Below are 18,085 nucleotides of genomic sequence, written 5' to 3'. Positions count from 1 at the left end.
AAATATCTGACAAGGAGTGAAGATTTATGTCTGAAACAATCTTTAGTAAAATAATAAATGGTGAGATTCCTAGTTATAAAGTATATGAAGATGAATATGTTTATGCATTTTTAGACATCTCTCAAGTGACTAAAGGTCATACTTTATTAGTTCCTAAAAAAATCTCTGCAAATATCTTTGAAACAGATAGTGAAACAATGAAACATATAGGTGTTGCTTTACCTAAAGTAGCAAACGCAATTAAAAATGCATTTAACCCTGATGGTCTAAATATTATACAAAATAATGGTGAATTTGCCGATCAATCTGTCTTCCATTTACATTTCCACTTATTACCAAGATATGAAAATGAAGTAGATGGTTTTGGTTATAAATGGGAAACACATGAAGAAAGCATAGACGATGATCAGAAGGAAAAAATTGCACAAGAAATTGCAGCTCAATTTAATTAATTATGCTTAGCTGATATGATTTAGGGTATATTAAAATTATTAATGACTCAGAAATTTTAGAAATGAGGAGAATTTTTATGAAAACAGCTCAATTATTACTAGGTCTTGGTGCTGGTGTTGCAACTGGAATTGGTGTTGCATTAATGAATCGTGATAAGAAAAATTCAAACCAATACGTGACAGAAGCGCGTAAGCCTACAGGTGCTGAATCTGAATTTGATAGAGAAATCAATACAATAAAACAAAACGTCAATGATATTGTAAATTACATTGCTCAAATCAAGTCCGAAAGTACTGAAATTGGAAGCACTATCGGTGATGAAGTAAAAACGATGATTGGCGATTTCAAATCTGATATCGATCCTAATATTGAAAATTTGCAATCTCATATTGAGAATTTACAAAATCGTGGCGAAGAAATTTCAAAAGCCTTTGAAAAAGATAAATAATAAGTTTGGTTAAATAAGAGTTATGACTTAGTTTTCAAAAGAGTTATAACTCTTTTATTTTTTATAATAGATTCTTTAAGCATTTGAAATAATACTAATTCATAACTAATTTTTAATCTCATAAGTTTCTTTGCTCAAGAACTATAATGTTCAGCCAGTGTGTTTCTAAATAATCTTTCAAACTCTAAAACTAGCATAAAGTTAAACTTGACGATTGTAGTAATACGTTAGATAATACGAAAGTATATTCAATATATTTTAAAAGGAGTATGATTGCGTAATGTATTTATGTACACGTCAAATAGATATTAACGCTCGTTTTGGCATACCTAGAATTGCTTTCCTTAGTTTTGCTACTACAATTATTACATTTTTAATTGCATACGAACTATTATACTTCTTTTCAAATACCAAGTTAACAGATGATCACTTTTTGATATTTTTAATTTTAGTGGTACTTTTGTACCCATTGCATAAATTAATCCATTTATTATTTTTCTATCCCTATCGTAAATCATTTAAAAAATATAAATTAGTAAAACGTAAACCTGTGCCATTTTATAATGTGTATGTAAATACACCAGTTAATAAATATTACTTTTGTTTTGATTTAATCACGCCTGCTTTATTTATTACAATTATCTGTGGTTATATAAGTACTTTAATTCCGCAATATGGTCATTATTTGATGTTTTTAATTGCTTTAAATTTAGGCTATTCGGTCATGGATTTTCTTTATTTAAAAATTATATTATTTTCAAATGAAGGCGCTTATGTTGAAGAACATCAAACAGGTATTAATATTTTAAATAAAGTATCCCCACATTGGAATAATGAACTTGATTAAGCAAACAGCACTGTTTGATTTTCAGACTGTCGTCAAAGTCTCCGACTTTGTTGGCAGTTTTTTTATGCACGCTTTCCACATAAAAAGCTTACAACTATAGTCGTATATATGGGTTTCTAATTGGTGAAAACGACTTTATATGTTATATTTACGTTGTTATTCTTACAAAAGGAGTTCCCAAACATGAAAACATTTAAAAAAGTTATAATTCCTGTTACTGCCAGTGCATTACTATTAGGTGCTTGTGGTAATAGTGCTACAGATTCTAAAGAAGATACAATCATTTCATCAAAAGCTGGCGATGTTAAAGTTGAAGATGTAATGAATAAAATGGGCGATGAGCAAGTTGCAAATACGTCTTTTTCAATTTTATTAAATAAATTGTTAGCAGATAAGTATAAAGATAAAATAGATACTAAAGATATTGATAAAGAGGTTGAGAAAGAACAGAAGCAATATGGTGGTAAAGATCAATTTGAAAGTATGTTGAAACAACAAAAAATGTCACTTAGTGACTATAAAGAGCAGAAAAAATTACAATCTTATCAAAAAGCACTACTAAATGATAAAGTGGATATTTCTGATAAAGAAATCAAAGAATCTACGAAAAAAGGTTCACATATCTTAATTAAAGTTAAAGAGAATAAAGATGACAAAGAAGGTTTATCAGATAAAGATGCGAAGGCAAAAGCAGAAAAAATCCAAAAACAAGTATCAGAAAATCCTGATAAGTTTGGAGAAATTGCCAAAAAAGAATCCATGGATAAATCTTCAGCTAAAAAAGATGGTAGCTTAGGCTATGTTATCAAAGGACAAATGGAAAAAGATTTTGAAAAAGCACTATTCAAACTTAAAGAAGGCGACGTTTCAAAAGTAGTTAAAACGGATTATGGTTATCATATTATTAAAGCAGATAAAGAAAATGACTTTGATAAAGAAAAAGGTAAGCTAAAATCACAATTAATCCAACAAAAAGTACAAAAAAGTCCTAAATTATTAACAGATGCTTATAAAGAATTGTTAGATGAATACAAAGTAGATTATAAAGATCGAGATATCAAAAAAGCTATCGAAGATTCCATTCTAGATCCAGATAAAATCAAACAACAACAACAGCAGCAACAACAACAGCAAGCGATGCAACAAGGTGGAGCTGGTATGACCTCTGGACAATAAAATCATATCTCAAAACATAGATAAGGCAAATGCTATTATAGATAGCATTTGCCTTATTTTTTCAATGAAACGTACTCATATTTCTTAATTAGGTACATAATTGATACGATAGTATTTTATTTTTTTGTATTAATATTCAACATATGATAAATACATGTTTAAACTACTCACCTAAGTCAAATTATCCCATGAATAAAAAACTGGCGACTCATCCCTACTACAATATATTACATGTAATTTTTCACGGTCTGAACCGAATGAGTTTACATGTAAAAAGGACTAGTCCATGCAAAATTGGATTAGTCCTTTTTAAAAATTTATTTTTTTAACGTATATTATTTTTTGTTTAATCCAATGATGTTGGATTGTAAAATTGTCTACCCTCAAGTCCAAATATACGTTCAGTAAATTGACCTTTTGGTGTTTTTTTATATGCTTTTTCAAACATATTCATTTTTGCATCAATATTATCGATGAAATATAAAATTTCCGCTTCTTTCATATGTGGTAGTTTTGGAGAGCCAAATTCCATTTTTCCATGATGCGCTAATATCATATGACGTAGTAATAATACCTCTTCGCCTTCTATTTTTAATTCTCGAGCAGCATCTGCTACTTCATCACTTGCTATAGAAATGTGACCTAATAAATTGCCTTCAACTGTATATGTTGTTGCAACAGGACCACTTAATTCTTTAACTTTACCAAGGTCATGTAAAATAATAGAACTATATAACAAGCTACGGTTTAACAGTGGATATATATCACAAATAGATTTTGCGACACGTAACATTGTTAATACGTGATAACTTAACCCACTTGAAAAATTATGATGATGTGTACTTGCTGCAGGGAATGTAAAAAATTCCGTTTGATATTTGCGCAATAAATGTCTTGTAATACGTTGTAAATTTGCATTTTCAATTTCCAAAATATAATGAGAGACTTCTTCTTTGATTTCTTCTGGTGTCAGCGGGGCGCCATCTACGAAATCATGTATGTTTAAATCTGCTTCATCTGAAGCTAATTTAATTTTATTAATTTTCATCTGTTTACGCCCACGATAATTTATAACATCACCAATTACGTGTACAATTTTTTCTGGTTCTAGCACGCGCATATCTTCCTTAGTAGCAGTCCATAATTTGGCTTCTATATCTCCACTTTTATCTTGAAGATATATCGTCATATAGTCTTTCCCTTGAGCAGTCACACCTTGTGTCGCTTTATGAATCAAGAAATAGTGATCAACTGAATCTCCAGGATTTAATTTTTCTACATTTCTCATTATTTACCGCCTTCCTCAGGTTTATTCAAAGTAATAATTTGTTTTGAAGGCACACTTGTATCCTTGACACATGTAAAGTATAAAATTTGATAATCATTAGGCATTTGTCTTAGATAATTCATCATCGTTTCTTTTCTATGTTTATCAAAATGTACAAATGCATCATCAATAATTACAGGGAATGGATAGTAAGGTTTTAATGTTTTAATTAAACTTAAACGCAATGCGATATATAGTATTTCTTTAGTAGACTGGCTTAATTCAATTGGTTCGTACATTTGACCATTCACTTGTTTTACCATTAAATCTTCATTCGCATAAGTAACTTGTACATAATTTCCATTTGTCAAATGTGCAAAGATCTCTGTCGCTTCATTTATCACTTGTGGTAAACGCTTGTCTTTAATTTGTTTAATATGTCCTTCCACTAAAGATTGTAAGTAGCTGAGACTTGCCCAATCTTTCGCTTCATCGTTCACTCTATTTTTCAAAATATGGAACTTATGACGTAAATCCGCTAGTGTCTTATCTGTTTCCATATCCGTGATTTTAGCGTTTAAATCACTGACTTCTGATTGCATTTCTAAATACTGGTCATTATAATTATCTACTTGTCTTTCCAACACTTCATCTTCTTCAGATAATTGTGCATATGTTTTTTGGCTTAACATGGAACTAGCTTCGTAATTATAATTTTGGTTTTCCAGATATTTTGTTAAATCATTAAAACGATTTAATTGTTGGTGATAAGCTTGGTATTGTGCATGTTGATAATAATATGATTCTTCATCATTTGCACTTACAAAGTTAAATAACTGTGAAATCACATTACTATTCTCATTTAAACGATGTTTAAGCTGTGATAATTCACTTTCTATTAAAGCGATTTGTTCTTGATTCCTATTCCATTTATCTAAATTCGTTGTTTCTTCTTTTAACCATTGATTTACATCATGAAATAAAGATAGCGTGTTAAAAGTCGTAAATTGATTTTGAGTTACTGCTTTGGCATGTTCATAAAATGTATTTAATGCTTGTTGTAACTCAATTTTTTGATCGTTCAATTCAACCGTATGATTGTCATAATCCTTAATTTTATTCATCGTCGCAATACTATCAATAATGAGTTCGTCTGAAATTTTATCAGATAAATGTAATTCATCTTTAATTTGGTTAATCTCATTATCTGATTTTGAATATTGGTGCTGAGCCGCTTCTAAATTAGAAGATAAATAATTTGCTTTTTTATCTAAAGCTTCTTTCGTTTTAATAGCATTATGAAATTGTTCGCGAATCCTATTTTGATCATCTAAATCAAAATCCAAATTATAATTAGCTTCTAAATCATTTATTTGGTGTTGCAAATCTTCAATTTCATTAGAAAATGTTTCACTATGTCCAATCTCTTTTGATTTAACTAAAAATATTCCTACGATAAATATAAGAGAAAGTATTGCAAATACAATACCAAAGACTAAATTAGCAGAAATAAATGAAAAGATTGTTAATCCAATACCAACAACCGCTAATATAATCAAAGCAAATCGGAAAATATTCTGCTTGCGTTCATTTTCTTGTTGTTCTTTATCAAACGCTTCTTTCATTTTTTGATATAAATTATTCTTCTCTTGAAGTTCAAACACACGATTGTTATATTGCTTTTTCTTTTCATAATTTTCATCAGACACAATATCTTTTTCTAATGCATCCATCTCAGTTTGATTTGTTTCTTTATCAATTTTATTTTCTTCAATATTGCGTTCTAATTGTTGAATAAAAGCAGTCTGTTCTTGTTTATTTTTAATTTGATTACTTACGTGACTCTTCATTGCCTCTGAACTGTCTACTTCATGGTATACATCTTGCCATCCAATATTAGACTTTAAGCCTGATTTTTCACGTTCTTTATCTTGAATTTCTTTTTCAACTGATTTTAATTCGTATTCTTTTTGTTTAATTTCATTTTCTTGTTGCTGTATATGGTTAAAAGCATCTAAATCAGATTGCTTAGGGACATTGATTTTTTCGTTTTCACTTTTCAAGTGTGCTAATCGCTCTTCTCTTAAACCAATATCTCTTTTTAAATTTTGCGTTTGAATTTTTGCAGATTCATAGCGATCAATACCTTGTTCAGGAAATGTGACAGGTTCGATATTTAATTGGGTTTCTAGCGTTTTCCACTCTTGTGTTTGTTCATGTAAAGCTAATTCTTTTTGTTTACGGTCATGCATTTTAGACAGTTGATTTAAATTTTGTTTCAAATTTTCTAAACGTCGATCAGCTTTATCTTTATCATCTACTAAGCGTTTATAAGAGGATAGCTTTTCTTCTTCTTCTCGAATTTGACGCTCTAATGACTTCAATTCTTCAAGTTGTTGATTAATCATTGGATTTCTACCATTTTTCTTATACAACATTTCTTTTTTATCATTCAAAATTTCACGCATACTAGTAAATTCTGTTGATCCTAATGCACCAGCCTGAAGTAAATAGTTTTGTAATTGCGTTTCATCCATATTTTTATGAATATTTTGTAGACCTAATACATCAAATGAAAATATACCTTGGTATGTACGTTTTGAGATAAAATTAAGTTCTTTTTTTAACCAGCTTTCATCTTTGATGGCGCCGTTTGGTAGATAAACTTTAACGTCTCCAGTTGCTGCACCTTTGATACGTTCAATTTCTATCAAAGAACCATCATCTTGAATCAATGTAAGTTTTCCGCCATATTGATTACCTAAACGTGGTTCTAGTCGTGGTTCATTTTCTTTCTTAGTTGGAAAACCGAATAGGATAGAATGTATAAATGCCTGTATCGTAGACTTTCCTGACTCATTTTCTCCATATATTTCTGTGAAATGTTCATCAAATTGAATGGTTCTTTGAATAAATCTACCATAACCATATATATCTAATGATTTAATCTTCATTTTATTCCCCCCTCATATCTGATTTTAATAATAATTCCGCTCGCTTAATTAATTCACGACGATCAAAATCATCATAATTTTCTAGGTATTTGGAAGCTTTTGGATTAAGATATAAATCATTCATAGCTTGCTCATAAACTGAATTATCTTCAATCAAATCTGGTGAAAATTCTTTAACAAGAGTCGTTTTATCATCATCTTTATTCTTTATTTTTAAATCTTCTATAAACACAAAATTATGCTCATTTTCTTCATATTCGCTAATCATTTCATGTACTTGCATTAAATCTTGATCAGAAATAATTTCGTCTGAATTGACATGTACTACTAATTGATAAATTGCTTTACCGTGAGCTCTAACTTGTGATTTAAAGTCTTGTATTGCGTCAAACAAACCTTGTTTTGAAGTCATGTCTGTATCTATTTCAGCTTTCTCAAAACGAATAAACTGGGTTGGCACAAATTTAGCATTTAGATGTAAATCATCTCCCTCTATTAATAGGCAGCCTTTTTCTCCAGTTTCTTTGAAATGACGACCTTGAATATTACCAGGATAATGAATTTGAGGCATATCACTTAGTTGTTGTCGCTCGTGTATATGACCAAGTGCCCAATAATGATAAAGTTTATTGTTTAAATCTTCCAATCTAAATTCCGTATAACGGTCTTTTGTGTTCGTTTTGCTATATGTACCATGTAAAATACCTATATGGATACCTTTTTGGCCTTGGCTTGATGGATAAGCATCAAGCTTATTTTCGTAACTCGCTTCATTTTGATAGCTGAAACCGTGTAAATATATTTCTTCGCCATTTTTGGTAATTGTTTGATATGTTTCTACATTTTCAGAAAAAACAGAAACGTTCTCTGGCCATTCAGTACCTATAGATGAAGAAAGCGGATCATGATTACCATGACAAAGATAAACAAATATTTGTTCTTTTGATAGTCGTTCAAATTGCTCTTTTAAGAACACTTCAGCACGGAGTGTTCTATTATGACTATCAAATAAATCCCCTGCTATAATCATAAAATCTACTTCTTCATTTAACGCTAAATCCACGATTTTTTTAAAACTTTCATATGCGCTTTTTTGCATATCTTCAAATATCGATTGACTTAAGTAGCTTCTAGACTTAAATGGACTATCTAAATGTAAATCTGCACAATGAATAAATTTAACCATATAGTTATAGTTCTCCTTTATTTAAAGGTTTTTATAAAAAGCATGAAAACTAGGCATTTATTTTGAGATTTAAAAAACTCTACTAATACCTATGTACATGCTAATACCTTGTATCTCTTTATTTTACCACACCGACTATTGTACAGTCGATAAAACAAAAAAGCTGAAACATAAATAAATGTCTCAGCTTGAAATTCAATATTAACCATGGTTCATTGAATAAAAAATGAACTATTATCCAGCAATTAAAGAACTCATTTATCGGAATCAATTCTTTTGTATATCACTTCTCAATATATTGAGTTTATCATACATATGCTTGAATAAAAGTTCATATATTTCTTTCAATTATGGTTGTGGCCATGTATTGATTTCAAAAATCAATTTTTACATAGCAACACATTAAATATTTTTAACTTTTTATAAAAACTTTAGATTATTTTTAAAAATAAACATTCTGATTAATTAGTCAGCGTAAATTTCATCTAAAGGTTTAACAATGATTTGATTAATTTCTTGGAATACTTGGCTCATGTTTTGCTCAGCAGCCATTAATTCTGAAATGTTAGAATCATTTTCGATTTTTTGTGCTTGTTCTTGAGCTTTTTGTAATTCCTCTTCACCAATTTCTTCACCTTGCATTTGTTTTTGTTGGAAGTTTAATTGTGTTTCACGGAATTCATCAAAAAGTGCTTTTGATTCATCATTTTCTTTTACTTTAGCATAAGCTTTTTGAATTGCTTGATATTCATCACTTTCTCTTAAAGCTTGTTCTAATTGATTTGCATGATCGTATAAATTTACTGCCACTGTGCTTCACTCCTTTATTTGTATATGTGTTATAACCACATCGATATTACAATAACATAATTTAATATGTTATACAAAAATTGCAATCACACCTTGTAATAAACCTATGATGCCGCCTAATAAAAAGCCTAAAAGCATAATTAATTTCAACTCTTTATTTGCGATATCTATGATTAAGCGTTCAATATATGCTAAATCAAATGAATTTATCTGTTCTTCAACCATTTGTCTTAGGTTGATTTTTTTCATGATTGGAGAAATATGTTTAGAACCTTTATCAATAATCAATTCTGTAAGTTGTTTTGAAATTTTTGTTTCTAAGAATGTTATAAATTCTGGCATTACTTCTTTCAGTGGTCGATTCGATATATTATCTATGTTTGCATAGTTCATAAGTAAATCAGCAACCGTTACCTTAAGCGAATCGAATTGATCTTCATTGATGATTTCTACTAACGTTTTTGATTTAAATGTTGCGTATTCATTTTCAATAATCTGCTTTGCAATTGCTTTAGCTTTAGGATGATTTGTTAATCTAATCAATTCATGTTGTATTCGATCTGCAATGCTTTCTCTAGTCATAAACATCTGTAGCAAACCTACGATTTTACCTTTCTCATTAAAGAAAGTATCTAACATTGATGCTATATCAGCAGTGCCTTTTTCTGATTTAAGATAGACGCGTGCACGTTCAAACAATAATTCAGGTACTCCATCTACCTTTGCATCAATATTTTTTTCAATATCTGAAGGAATCATTTGTTTTATAGGAGTTTCTTTATATTCAGCATAATATTGTTCTAATTTATTATTGATAACCGAATACATTTTATCATTAGTAACCTGTACAACATCAACATCGAAACTTTTCGTCAACGATTGAATCGTCACATGGTCTGTTTTTAATTTTTGAATCTGTTTTAAGATTAATGATTCGATTGCTTCTCTTGATTTAGGTGCATTTAATTTTGACTTAATTAATGTTTCAGTCAATAGGTGTTCTTCAATAACTTGTCCAATTTTATCTGCAATTTCTGCTCTTCTTTTAGGTATTAACCCAGGTGTAAAAGGAATACGTTTATTAAAAATATAGTAAGTTTTAAACGGATGAAATAACATTCTTACAGCAATTACATTTGTGACGCCACCTATTATTGCTCCAATAATCATCATCGCTATAATTATTAAAAAAGCGTGCATAGTTAATTCTCCTTCAAATAAAATTTGTTATAAACTGAAGGTACATTCATATCAGTCATTTTTACATTGTATAACATATATCAAAAAAATGTGTATACTATTTGTTATTTTTTAAAAACAAAATTGCTTGGCAGCAATAATTATGAGTATATTCAATTTGTATTAGTATAAATTCAAAAAAAAAGAGCGATTTAGAAATCAATCAACATTTGATTTCCCGTGTTCGCTCTTACAATGATGTATTCTTTTTTATCATAGGTCAAAAACTGTATCAACTTGCCTATTAAGTTCAGTTCATTTGTTCATGACCGATTTCAATTAAACTTTAGTGACTAAACCATTCAATATATAAGCTATAACTTTATTAGTTAATGTTATAAATAATGATTCTTCTATCACAAAATGCATTTATTTATACGTGCATTAATTCTTCTTTAGAAACTCTACCAAAATATGTTTCAGCTTCTCTTAATTTAGAAGTACCAAAAATAGGTTGTGTTTCCTGATTTAGTACACGGTAGATATCACTTACTTTATTGCTTTGTAGAATATAGCCGTTACGAGTATCAACTGTGTTCCAATATATATCACTAGTTGTAGAATGATTTGGATACGCACAATGGTTACGTGAAATTGTTTGTACCATTTCTAACGGATCGCAACCGAAAGTACTATTTAGAACATCAGAATCTCTAAATAATGCACAAATTGACACACATGTTGTCCAGTTGGGCAATACTCTCTCTTTTTCAATTTGTACTAGTGTCTTTTTTGAAAGACCAATCGTTTGTGCCATTGTATCTTGCGTGTAACCTGCTTCAATACGCACCATTTTAAATTTTGTTTGAATTAAATCTGTAAAACTCTGTCTATCCATTACTTTAATCTACCTTTCATAAAAGAATATTTTATCCGGACACAAGAAATTGCAATAATACACGTTTCTTGAAACACAAATTACATCTTAATACAATTTGCGATAAAATAAAAGAGCGAAATGATATTTTCGTTGTTTTTTGTTATTTGCGAAATTATCTAAATAATCAATCTTATATCCTATAATTAACTTAAACACTTATACCACTTTTATTGTAAGCGCATAACAAGCATGAAATGTGATTATATTTTTTACTTATTACTCTTTTGATATAAAAACACTATTCATTATTATATCTTAATTTTTACTTTTTGGCATATACTTTGCCTTAAACAATTGAAAATGATCATTTATTTACTTTTTTCAGAATTTTCATTATAATCAGGGTTACTTTAATAATTGAGGTGTAAAAGATGACAGAGAAATATATTTTACTTGCAACTTGTACAGATAAAGTCGGTATTACTTCATTAATTACTAATAAAATTGCTCAATATCATTCTAATATTCTACATTTAGATCATTTTACAGAATACGACCATTCACCAAATGCTACAGGTCAATTATATTTGAGATTAGAATTTGAAAATGTACCATCATTGAAAGAAGATTTAGAAACAACGTTGCAAACACATCAAATAGATTTTAAACTCTTTGACAATCAACAACATACAAAAATAGCACTTTTTGTTTCTAAGGAAGATCATGCTTTCAACGAAATTTTATTACGTGTTAACAGAAATGAATTGCCTGCCGAAATTGTGTGTATCGTTAGTAATCACGAAAACAATAGACAATTCGCAGAAACACTTCATATCCCTTTTTATTACATACCGAGCAACGAAGATAAAGAAATCGTAGAAAGAAAAATACTAGATGTTTGTTCTGAGCATCAAGTTGAACTCATCGTGTTAGCAAAATATATGCAAATACTATCCGATCATTTTGTCAGTCACTATCCAAATCAAATCATCAATATTCATCACTCATTCCTACCGTCATTTATAGGGGCAAATCCTTATAAACAAGCATGGGAACGCGGTGTCAAATTAGTTGGAGCAACAAGTCATTATGTTACTTCTGACCTGGATGAAGGTCCAATCATAGATCAAGACGTTATCCGAATTAATCATCGGTACAATGTACAAGATTTACGTAAAATTGGTCGGCATGTTGAATCAAGTGTGTTAGCTCAAGCTGTAGAATATCATGTGCTTCATAAGGTGATTGTGACTGCGAATAGTAAGACAATTGTTTTTAATTAATATTCATAAAAAACCTGAAATAGCTTTTTGCTCTGAACATAATTTGTGGGAATAAAATAAAAACACTTCTGTTGAATTCATTTAAAATGAAAAATACGGAGGTGTTTTTTTCTATGAAAGGAGTTGCTTACTCATTAGAAATGAAAATGAAGGTTACAGTTCAAGCGAAATTATGGAAACATTAAACATTAGAAAAAGTTCACAAGTGAAAACTTGGTGGAAATGATAAAACCCATAGATACTACCAACAAGTTGGTAAACAATATTTATATGGTAAGGATATTGGATAATTAAATAATGAAGAAAAGTTAAGAATATAAAACAGAGGCAAAAAGCTGAAATTGATGTTTTAAAAAGTACAAGGAATTGGAAAGGAAGTTGAGCCAAAATAATTATACAAGTCGTTGAAGCATTGAACTTAATATATTCAATTAAACTAGTATTAAAATTATTTGATATTTCAAAATCAACTTATTATCGTTAGAAACACAAATGTGATGAAGCTAATTCAACTACTTAAGAGATTAACTCTATTCGTCAAATTTATCACAGTATAAATAAAAGCACTTATAAATTAATATAAGCGCCTAAATCAACTTTAGTTAGAATGTTGATTATTATCTTTTTTAAAATTATATATGCATGATGCAATACCTAAGCCAAATACTAAAATTATAAGAATATATACTGAATAATTATCTGTTTGTATATAAAACTTAAATAAAGCAAAGCTTAAAAATGCAACAATGTAATAAACTGGTATGAATTTTTTAGACCAAAATATTGAATTTTCCATATCAATTCTCCTAATAATCATTTAGAAACAAGATGCAGCAGCTCCAGTAGCAGCTCCAGAAACGCCACCTACTATTCCACCAGCAACCGTACCAATTCCAGGTACCGCTGAACCGACTCCTGCTCCACCTAGTCCACCAGTGCCTGTTCCACCAGCTGTGCCTAGAGTACATTTAGCCCATCCTTCTTTTTGGTTCTTATCTAAAACTTGGATATCATATCCATCTTTTGTTTCTTTTTATTTTAATACTATGTCTTTATCATCTTTATCTTTTGCTTCTGTAGGTAACTTTTCAGTTTTACCATTCTGATCTTTTCAAGTTACTACGCCATTGTCATTTTGAGTACTTGTAACCCCGTCACTTTACTTAATATGCAATGCGCTTTCGGTAGGCTGACTTAATTTAACATTATCTTTACTTACCCCTGATCCTACTATAATGATAAATAAAAACCACTTTCTATTATGTCACAATAATATTACAAAATCATTGAAACTTGGATACAACACTATCAGAAAAGTCTGAAAGTAAAAAGGTTTTTTGAAAATCCTTTCAATTTTTATTTATCTAATCATTTATATTTATTATTTTCATTAATATAAATGGCAATTATCTAAACTTAAGTTGTTCTGTATGTGGGCTTTAGCAACTTTAATTTCATAATCTTCAATCATTAATTGTGATGTATTCATACCTTAGATATTACTTATTTACCTTAAACCAAATAAAAATACCTAATGGATGCCTATTTCATAGCAATTAATTAAGTGTGTATACATCATATGAATATTATAAATTATGCGAAGAAAAAATCATTACCCGAAGCATGTCCCCCCAAGGGAATTCCAGCTGATAATGCCTTAATCGAATGTTTCCATTCCTCGCTAAAGTGTGAAACGTTATATTAAACAACGGGCTTAATAACTCTAATTAAATTGTAATAGATATTGTCGAAAATTACTTTCAAAACTACTATGTTTAGCTTTTTCTATTAAATCTTAATTAATTATACACTTTTAAAACTGTTCTATAACAGACCTATAACATACCTTAAGTGTATTACTTTTTAATACAGATTCCAAAAGCTTTCACATTTTAGATTAAAATTATTCAAAAACTTTGTGATTTTTTTAACAAAACAAATGATATAATTATTGTGAAAAAATAACATACTTTTGGAGGTAATGATATGTTAAAAGAAAATAATATGCAATCCACAGCATGGAATGATTTTAAAAAAGGTCGCTGGCAACATCATGTAGATGTAAGAGAATTTATTCAACTAAATTACACATTATACGAAGGTGATGATCAATTTTTAGAAAGTCCTACAGAAGCAACAACTAAGCTTTGGGATCAAGTCATGCAATTGTCTAAAGAAGAACGTGAACGCGGTGGTATGTGGGACATGGACACAAAAATCCCTTCTACCATCACTTCTCACGAGGCAGGTTATCTAAATAAAGAATTAGAAAGCATAGTAGGTGTCCAAACCGATAAACCATTCAAACGTTCAATGCAACCTTTTGGTGGTATTCGCATGGCCAAAGCAGCTTGTGAAGCGTATGGTTATGATTTAAATAGTGAAACTGAAAAAATATTTACTGACTATCGTAAAACGCATAACCAAGGAGTATTCGATGCATACTCCAAAGAAATGCTAAATTGCAGAAAGGCTGGGATCATTACTGGACTTCCAGATGCGTACGGTCGTGGACGTATTATTGGAGATTACCGCAGAGTCGCTTTATATGGTGTAGACTTCCTAATGCAGAAAAAAATGGAAGATTTCAACAATATGTCTAAAGAAATGTCAGAAGATGTCATTCGATTACGCGAAGAATTGTCTGAACAATACCGAGCATTAAATGAATTGAAAACATTAGGTAATATTTATGGATTTGACTTAAGTCGCCCAGCTTATAACTTTAAAGAAGCAGTACAATGGTTGTACTTAGCATATTTAGCAGCGATTAAAGAACAAAACGGTGCAGCTATGAGCTTAGGTCGTACTTCAACATTTTTAGATATCTATGCTGAAAGAGATTTAAACAATGGATTGATTACAGAACGTGAAGTGCAAGAAATCATAGACCACTTTATTATGAAATTACGTATCGTAAAATTCGCGCGAACACCTGACTATAATGAGTTATTCTCTGGTGATCCTACTTGGGTAACAGAATCAATCGGTGGTGTAGGTATTGACGGACGTGCATTAGTAACTAAAAACTCATTCCGATTCTTACATTCACTAGATAATTTAGGTCCAGCACCTGAACCAAACCTCACAGTATTATGGTCAGTTCGCCTACCTGACAATTTTAAAACATATTGCGCAATAATGAGTATTAAAACAAGTGCAATTCAATATGAAAATGATGACTTAATGAGAGAATCTTATGGTGATGATTATGGTATTGCATGTTGTGTGTCTGCTATGACAATTGGTAAACAAATGCAATTTTTTGGCGCTCGTGCTAATTTAGCAAAAACATTATTATATGCTATTAATGGAGGAGTAGATGAAAAATCAGGACGTCAAGTTGGGCCTGCCTATGAAAGTATAAAAACAGAAATCCTAGATTATGATGAAGTATTTGAAAAATTTGATAAAATGATGGATTGGTTAGCTGGAGTATATATTAATTCACTTAATATTATTCATTATATGCATGATAAGTATAGTTATGAACGTATAGAAATGGCATTGCACGATACAAATATCATTAGAACAATGGCTACAGGTATAGCTGGTCTTTCTGTTGCTGCAGATTCATTATCTGCAATCAAATATGCAAAAGTAAAACCTATTCGAGATGAAAATGGTATTGTTACAGATTTTGAAATTGAAGGTGATTTTCCTAAATATGGCAATAATGATGCACGTGTCGATGATTTAGCAATAGACCTTGTAGAACGCTTTATGACAAAATTACGTAGTCATAAAACTTATCGCAATTCGGAACATACAATGAGTGTATTAACGATAACATCAAATGTTGTATATGGTAAGAAGACTGGAAATACACCAGATGGTCGTAAAGCTGGAGAACCATTTGCACCAGGTGCAAACCCTATGCATGGACGTGACCAAAAAGGCGCACTTTCTTCACTTAGTACCGTAGCAAAAATACCTTATGATTGTTGTAAAGATGGTATTTCTAACACATTTAGCATCGTTCCAAAATCACTAGGTAAGGAAAGTAATGATCAATGTAAAAATCTCACAAGTATGTTGGATGGCTATGCAATGCAACACGGACATCACTTAAACATTAATGTATTTAATAGGGAAACACTATTAGATGCAATGGAACACCCTGAAGCATATCCACAATTAACGATTCGTGTTTCTGGTTATGCCGTTAACTTTATTAAATTAACACGAGAACAACAATTAGATGTAATTTCACGTACTTTCCATGAAAAAATGTAATTTGAATTTAAGGCGGCCTATATATGTTAAAAGGACATTTACATTCTGTTGAAAGTTTGGGTACCGTTGATGGTCCAGGATTACGCTATATTTTATTTACCCAAGGTTGTTTACTAAGATGTTTATACTGTCATAATCCAGACACTTGGAAAATAAATGACTATACACGCGCAGTTACAGTTGATGAAATGGTAAACGAAATAATACCTTTCAAACCATATTTTGATGCATCAAATGGAGGTGTGACAGTAAGTGGTGGTGAGCCTTTACTACAAATTAAATTCTTAACCTCCCTATTTCAATCGTTAAAAAAATATGATATTCATACCTGTATAGATACATCAGCTGGTACTGCGAAAAATACACCCACTTTTGAAAAACAATTAGATGCTTTATTAAAATATACAGACTTAATATTATTAGATATTAAACATATTGATAATGCTAAACATAAGGAATTAACTGGCCAACCTAATACACATATATTAAACTTTGCTAAAACACTTTCTCGTAAAAGACAGCCTGTTTGGATAAGACATGTGCTGGTGCCAGGTCTTACAGATAATAAACAAGATTTGATGCGGTTAGGTGAATTTATAAATTCACTCGATAACGTTAAGCGCTTTGAAATACTGCCATATCACCAACTAGGTGTGCATAAATGGCAATCACTAGGTATAACTTATGTGTTAAAGCATAAAGAAGCACCTACTGAGGCTGAAGTAAAACAAGCATATCAATATGTAAATTTTAAAGGTTACACCCCTATTTAACTTTATTTAGACACATTAAAATTATCGCGGTTATTAAAATGTATCAAATCAAAAAAGTAGTGAATGATATCATTTGAAATGTAGATATCATTCACTACTTTTATTTTTTGCTATTGAACATGAAATTAAATAATATTTTTCAAAATGATATATTAACAGAAACAAATTTTAAGGGGATGTTCATTTGAATACTCATACTTCAACAAAACTAATTTCTATCAGTACTTCTATGAAATTTATTAATGCTCAAATGATTCCAGGAATTTTGACGCTATATAATGATAAAATTACGTTTAAAGCAAAAGGAATAATTGAAAATCATGAAATCAAAAGTTTATTCCCTTTTGATGAACTTCAAAGTGTTAAATTTGGACTATCCTTAACCCCTTTTAGAATAACTATTATGGAATCAGACGGAGAGCCTTGGCTTTTTGACCAGGTTCCAAGAAAAGATGGCAAAAAATTTGTAGAGTTATATAATGTACTTCTTTCTGAATAAGTAACACATTAGGTTAATCTGAAACTAAGCTATCATTGTGATGGTTTAGTTTTTTTATAAAGACAAATACTACTTTTATATATCAACATCTATT

15 protein-coding genes and 1 pseudogene are annotated in these 18,085 nt (G+C 30.0%); 9 read left to right on the top strand and 7 right to left on the bottom strand.

Annotated features, from left to right (window positions below; all coding sequences use genetic code 11):
* Window positions 1-26: 26 nt before the first annotated feature.
* From KA856_RS05390 to prsA, 4 genes are all read left to right on the top strand, one after another.
* Window positions 27-452: an HIT family protein gene (locus tag KA856_RS05390; protein ID WP_107385242.1), complete on the top strand. Its 426-nt coding sequence runs from the start codon at window positions 27-29 to the stop codon at window positions 450-452.
* Between the two features lie 77 nt (window positions 453-529).
* Complete coding sequence (locus tag KA856_RS05385; RefSeq protein WP_107505310.1) at window positions 530-901, top strand: YtxH domain-containing protein; 372 nt, start codon at window positions 530-532, stop codon at window positions 899-901.
* A gap of 280 nt (window positions 902-1,181) precedes the next feature.
* On the top strand, window positions 1,182-1,748 hold the full coding sequence (locus KA856_RS05380) for a DUF3267 domain-containing protein (protein ID WP_107385244.1): 567 nt from the start codon (window positions 1,182-1,184) through the stop codon (window positions 1,746-1,748).
* 183 nt (window positions 1,749-1,931) lie between these two features.
* Window positions 1,932-2,924 carry a peptidylprolyl isomerase PrsA gene (gene prsA, locus KA856_RS05375; protein WP_019468046.1) on the top strand — a complete coding sequence of 331 codons (993 nt, stop codon included), beginning with the start codon at window positions 1,932-1,934 and terminating at the stop codon, window positions 2,922-2,924.
* Window positions 2,925-3,270: 346 nt separating this feature from the next.
* On the opposite strand, the gene yhaM is transcribed toward prsA, so the two are convergent.
* The 6 genes from yhaM to xdrA all read right to left on the bottom strand — a co-directional run bounded on the left by yhaM (window position 3,271) and on the right by xdrA (window position 11,218).
* Window positions 3,271-4,212 carry a 3'-5' exoribonuclease YhaM gene (gene yhaM / locus KA856_RS05370; RefSeq protein ID WP_107385246.1) on the bottom strand — a complete coding sequence of 314 codons (942 nt, stop codon included), beginning with the start codon at window positions 4,210-4,212 and terminating at the stop codon, window positions 3,271-3,273.
* Window positions 4,212-7,145: an ATP-binding protein gene (locus tag KA856_RS05365; protein ID WP_192945053.1), complete on the bottom strand. Its 2,934-nt coding sequence runs from the start codon at window positions 7,143-7,145 to the stop codon at window positions 4,212-4,214. The genes yhaM and KA856_RS05365 overlap by 1 nt, the downstream gene beginning before the upstream one ends.
* A 1-nt stretch (window position 7,146) precedes the next feature.
* A complete protein-coding gene (locus KA856_RS05360) occupies window positions 7,147-8,331 on the bottom strand; it encodes a metallophosphoesterase family protein (RefSeq protein WP_107385247.1) in 1,185 nt (394 codons plus the stop codon).
* A gap of 465 nt (window positions 8,332-8,796) precedes the next feature.
* Entirely contained in the window at window positions 8,797-9,141 is a 345-nt protein-coding gene (locus KA856_RS05355; protein WP_019468127.1) for a YlbF/YmcA family competence regulator, read from the bottom strand.
* A gap of 69 nt (window positions 9,142-9,210) precedes the next feature.
* On the bottom strand, window positions 9,211-10,341 hold the full coding sequence (locus KA856_RS05350) for a DUF445 domain-containing protein (protein WP_181187699.1): 1,131 nt from the start codon (window positions 10,339-10,341) through the stop codon (window positions 9,211-9,213).
* Window positions 10,342-10,753: 412 nt separating this feature from the next.
* Window positions 10,754-11,218 (bottom strand): XRE family transcriptional regulator XdrA, encoded by a 465-nt coding sequence (xdrA, locus tag KA856_RS05345; protein WP_019468125.1) that lies wholly within the window; start codon window positions 11,216-11,218, stop codon window positions 10,754-10,756.
* A 413-nt stretch (window positions 11,219-11,631) separates the two neighbouring features.
* On the opposite strand from xdrA, the gene purU reads away from it, so the two are divergent.
* Window positions 11,632-12,483 (top strand): formyltetrahydrofolate deformylase, encoded by an 852-nt coding sequence (gene purU, locus KA856_RS05340; protein ID WP_119536081.1) that lies wholly within the window; start codon window positions 11,632-11,634, stop codon window positions 12,481-12,483.
* A gap of 598 nt (window positions 12,484-13,081) precedes the next feature.
* Here the strand turns inward: purU and KA856_RS05335 are convergent.
* Entirely contained in the window at window positions 13,082-13,279 is a 198-nt protein-coding gene (locus KA856_RS05335; protein ID WP_181187698.1) for a hypothetical protein, read from the bottom strand.
* 707 nt (window positions 13,280-13,986) lie between these two features.
* Here KA856_RS05335 and KA856_RS14115 point away from each other — a divergent pair.
* The 4 genes and pseudogenes from KA856_RS14115 to KA856_RS05320 all read left to right on the top strand — a co-directional run.
* Window positions 13,987-14,185, top strand: a pseudogene (locus KA856_RS14115) (IS3-like element ISLmo1 family transposase); the annotation flags it as partial.
* A gap of 284 nt (window positions 14,186-14,469) precedes the next feature.
* The gene (gene pflB / locus KA856_RS05330) at window positions 14,470-16,719 is read left to right on the top strand and encodes a formate C-acetyltransferase (protein WP_181187697.1); all 2,250 of its coding nucleotides are present in this window, start codon (window positions 14,470-14,472) and stop codon (window positions 16,717-16,719) included.
* Window positions 16,720-16,742: 23 nt separating this feature from the next.
* A complete protein-coding gene (gene pflA / locus KA856_RS05325) occupies window positions 16,743-17,492 on the top strand; it encodes a pyruvate formate-lyase-activating protein (RefSeq protein ID WP_181187696.1) in 750 nt (249 codons plus the stop codon).
* Between the two features lie 184 nt (window positions 17,493-17,676).
* Complete coding sequence (locus KA856_RS05320; protein WP_226952017.1) at window positions 17,677-17,991, top strand: hypothetical protein; 315 nt, start codon at window positions 17,677-17,679, stop codon at window positions 17,989-17,991.
* Window positions 17,992-18,085 lie beyond the last annotated feature (94 nt).

The organism is Staphylococcus sp. GDB9P120P, from assembly GCF_017893435.1.
Lineage (GTDB): Bacteria > Bacillota > Bacilli > Staphylococcales > Staphylococcaceae > Staphylococcus > Staphylococcus cohnii.
This window is presented reverse-complemented; position numbering and strand designations above follow the sequence as displayed.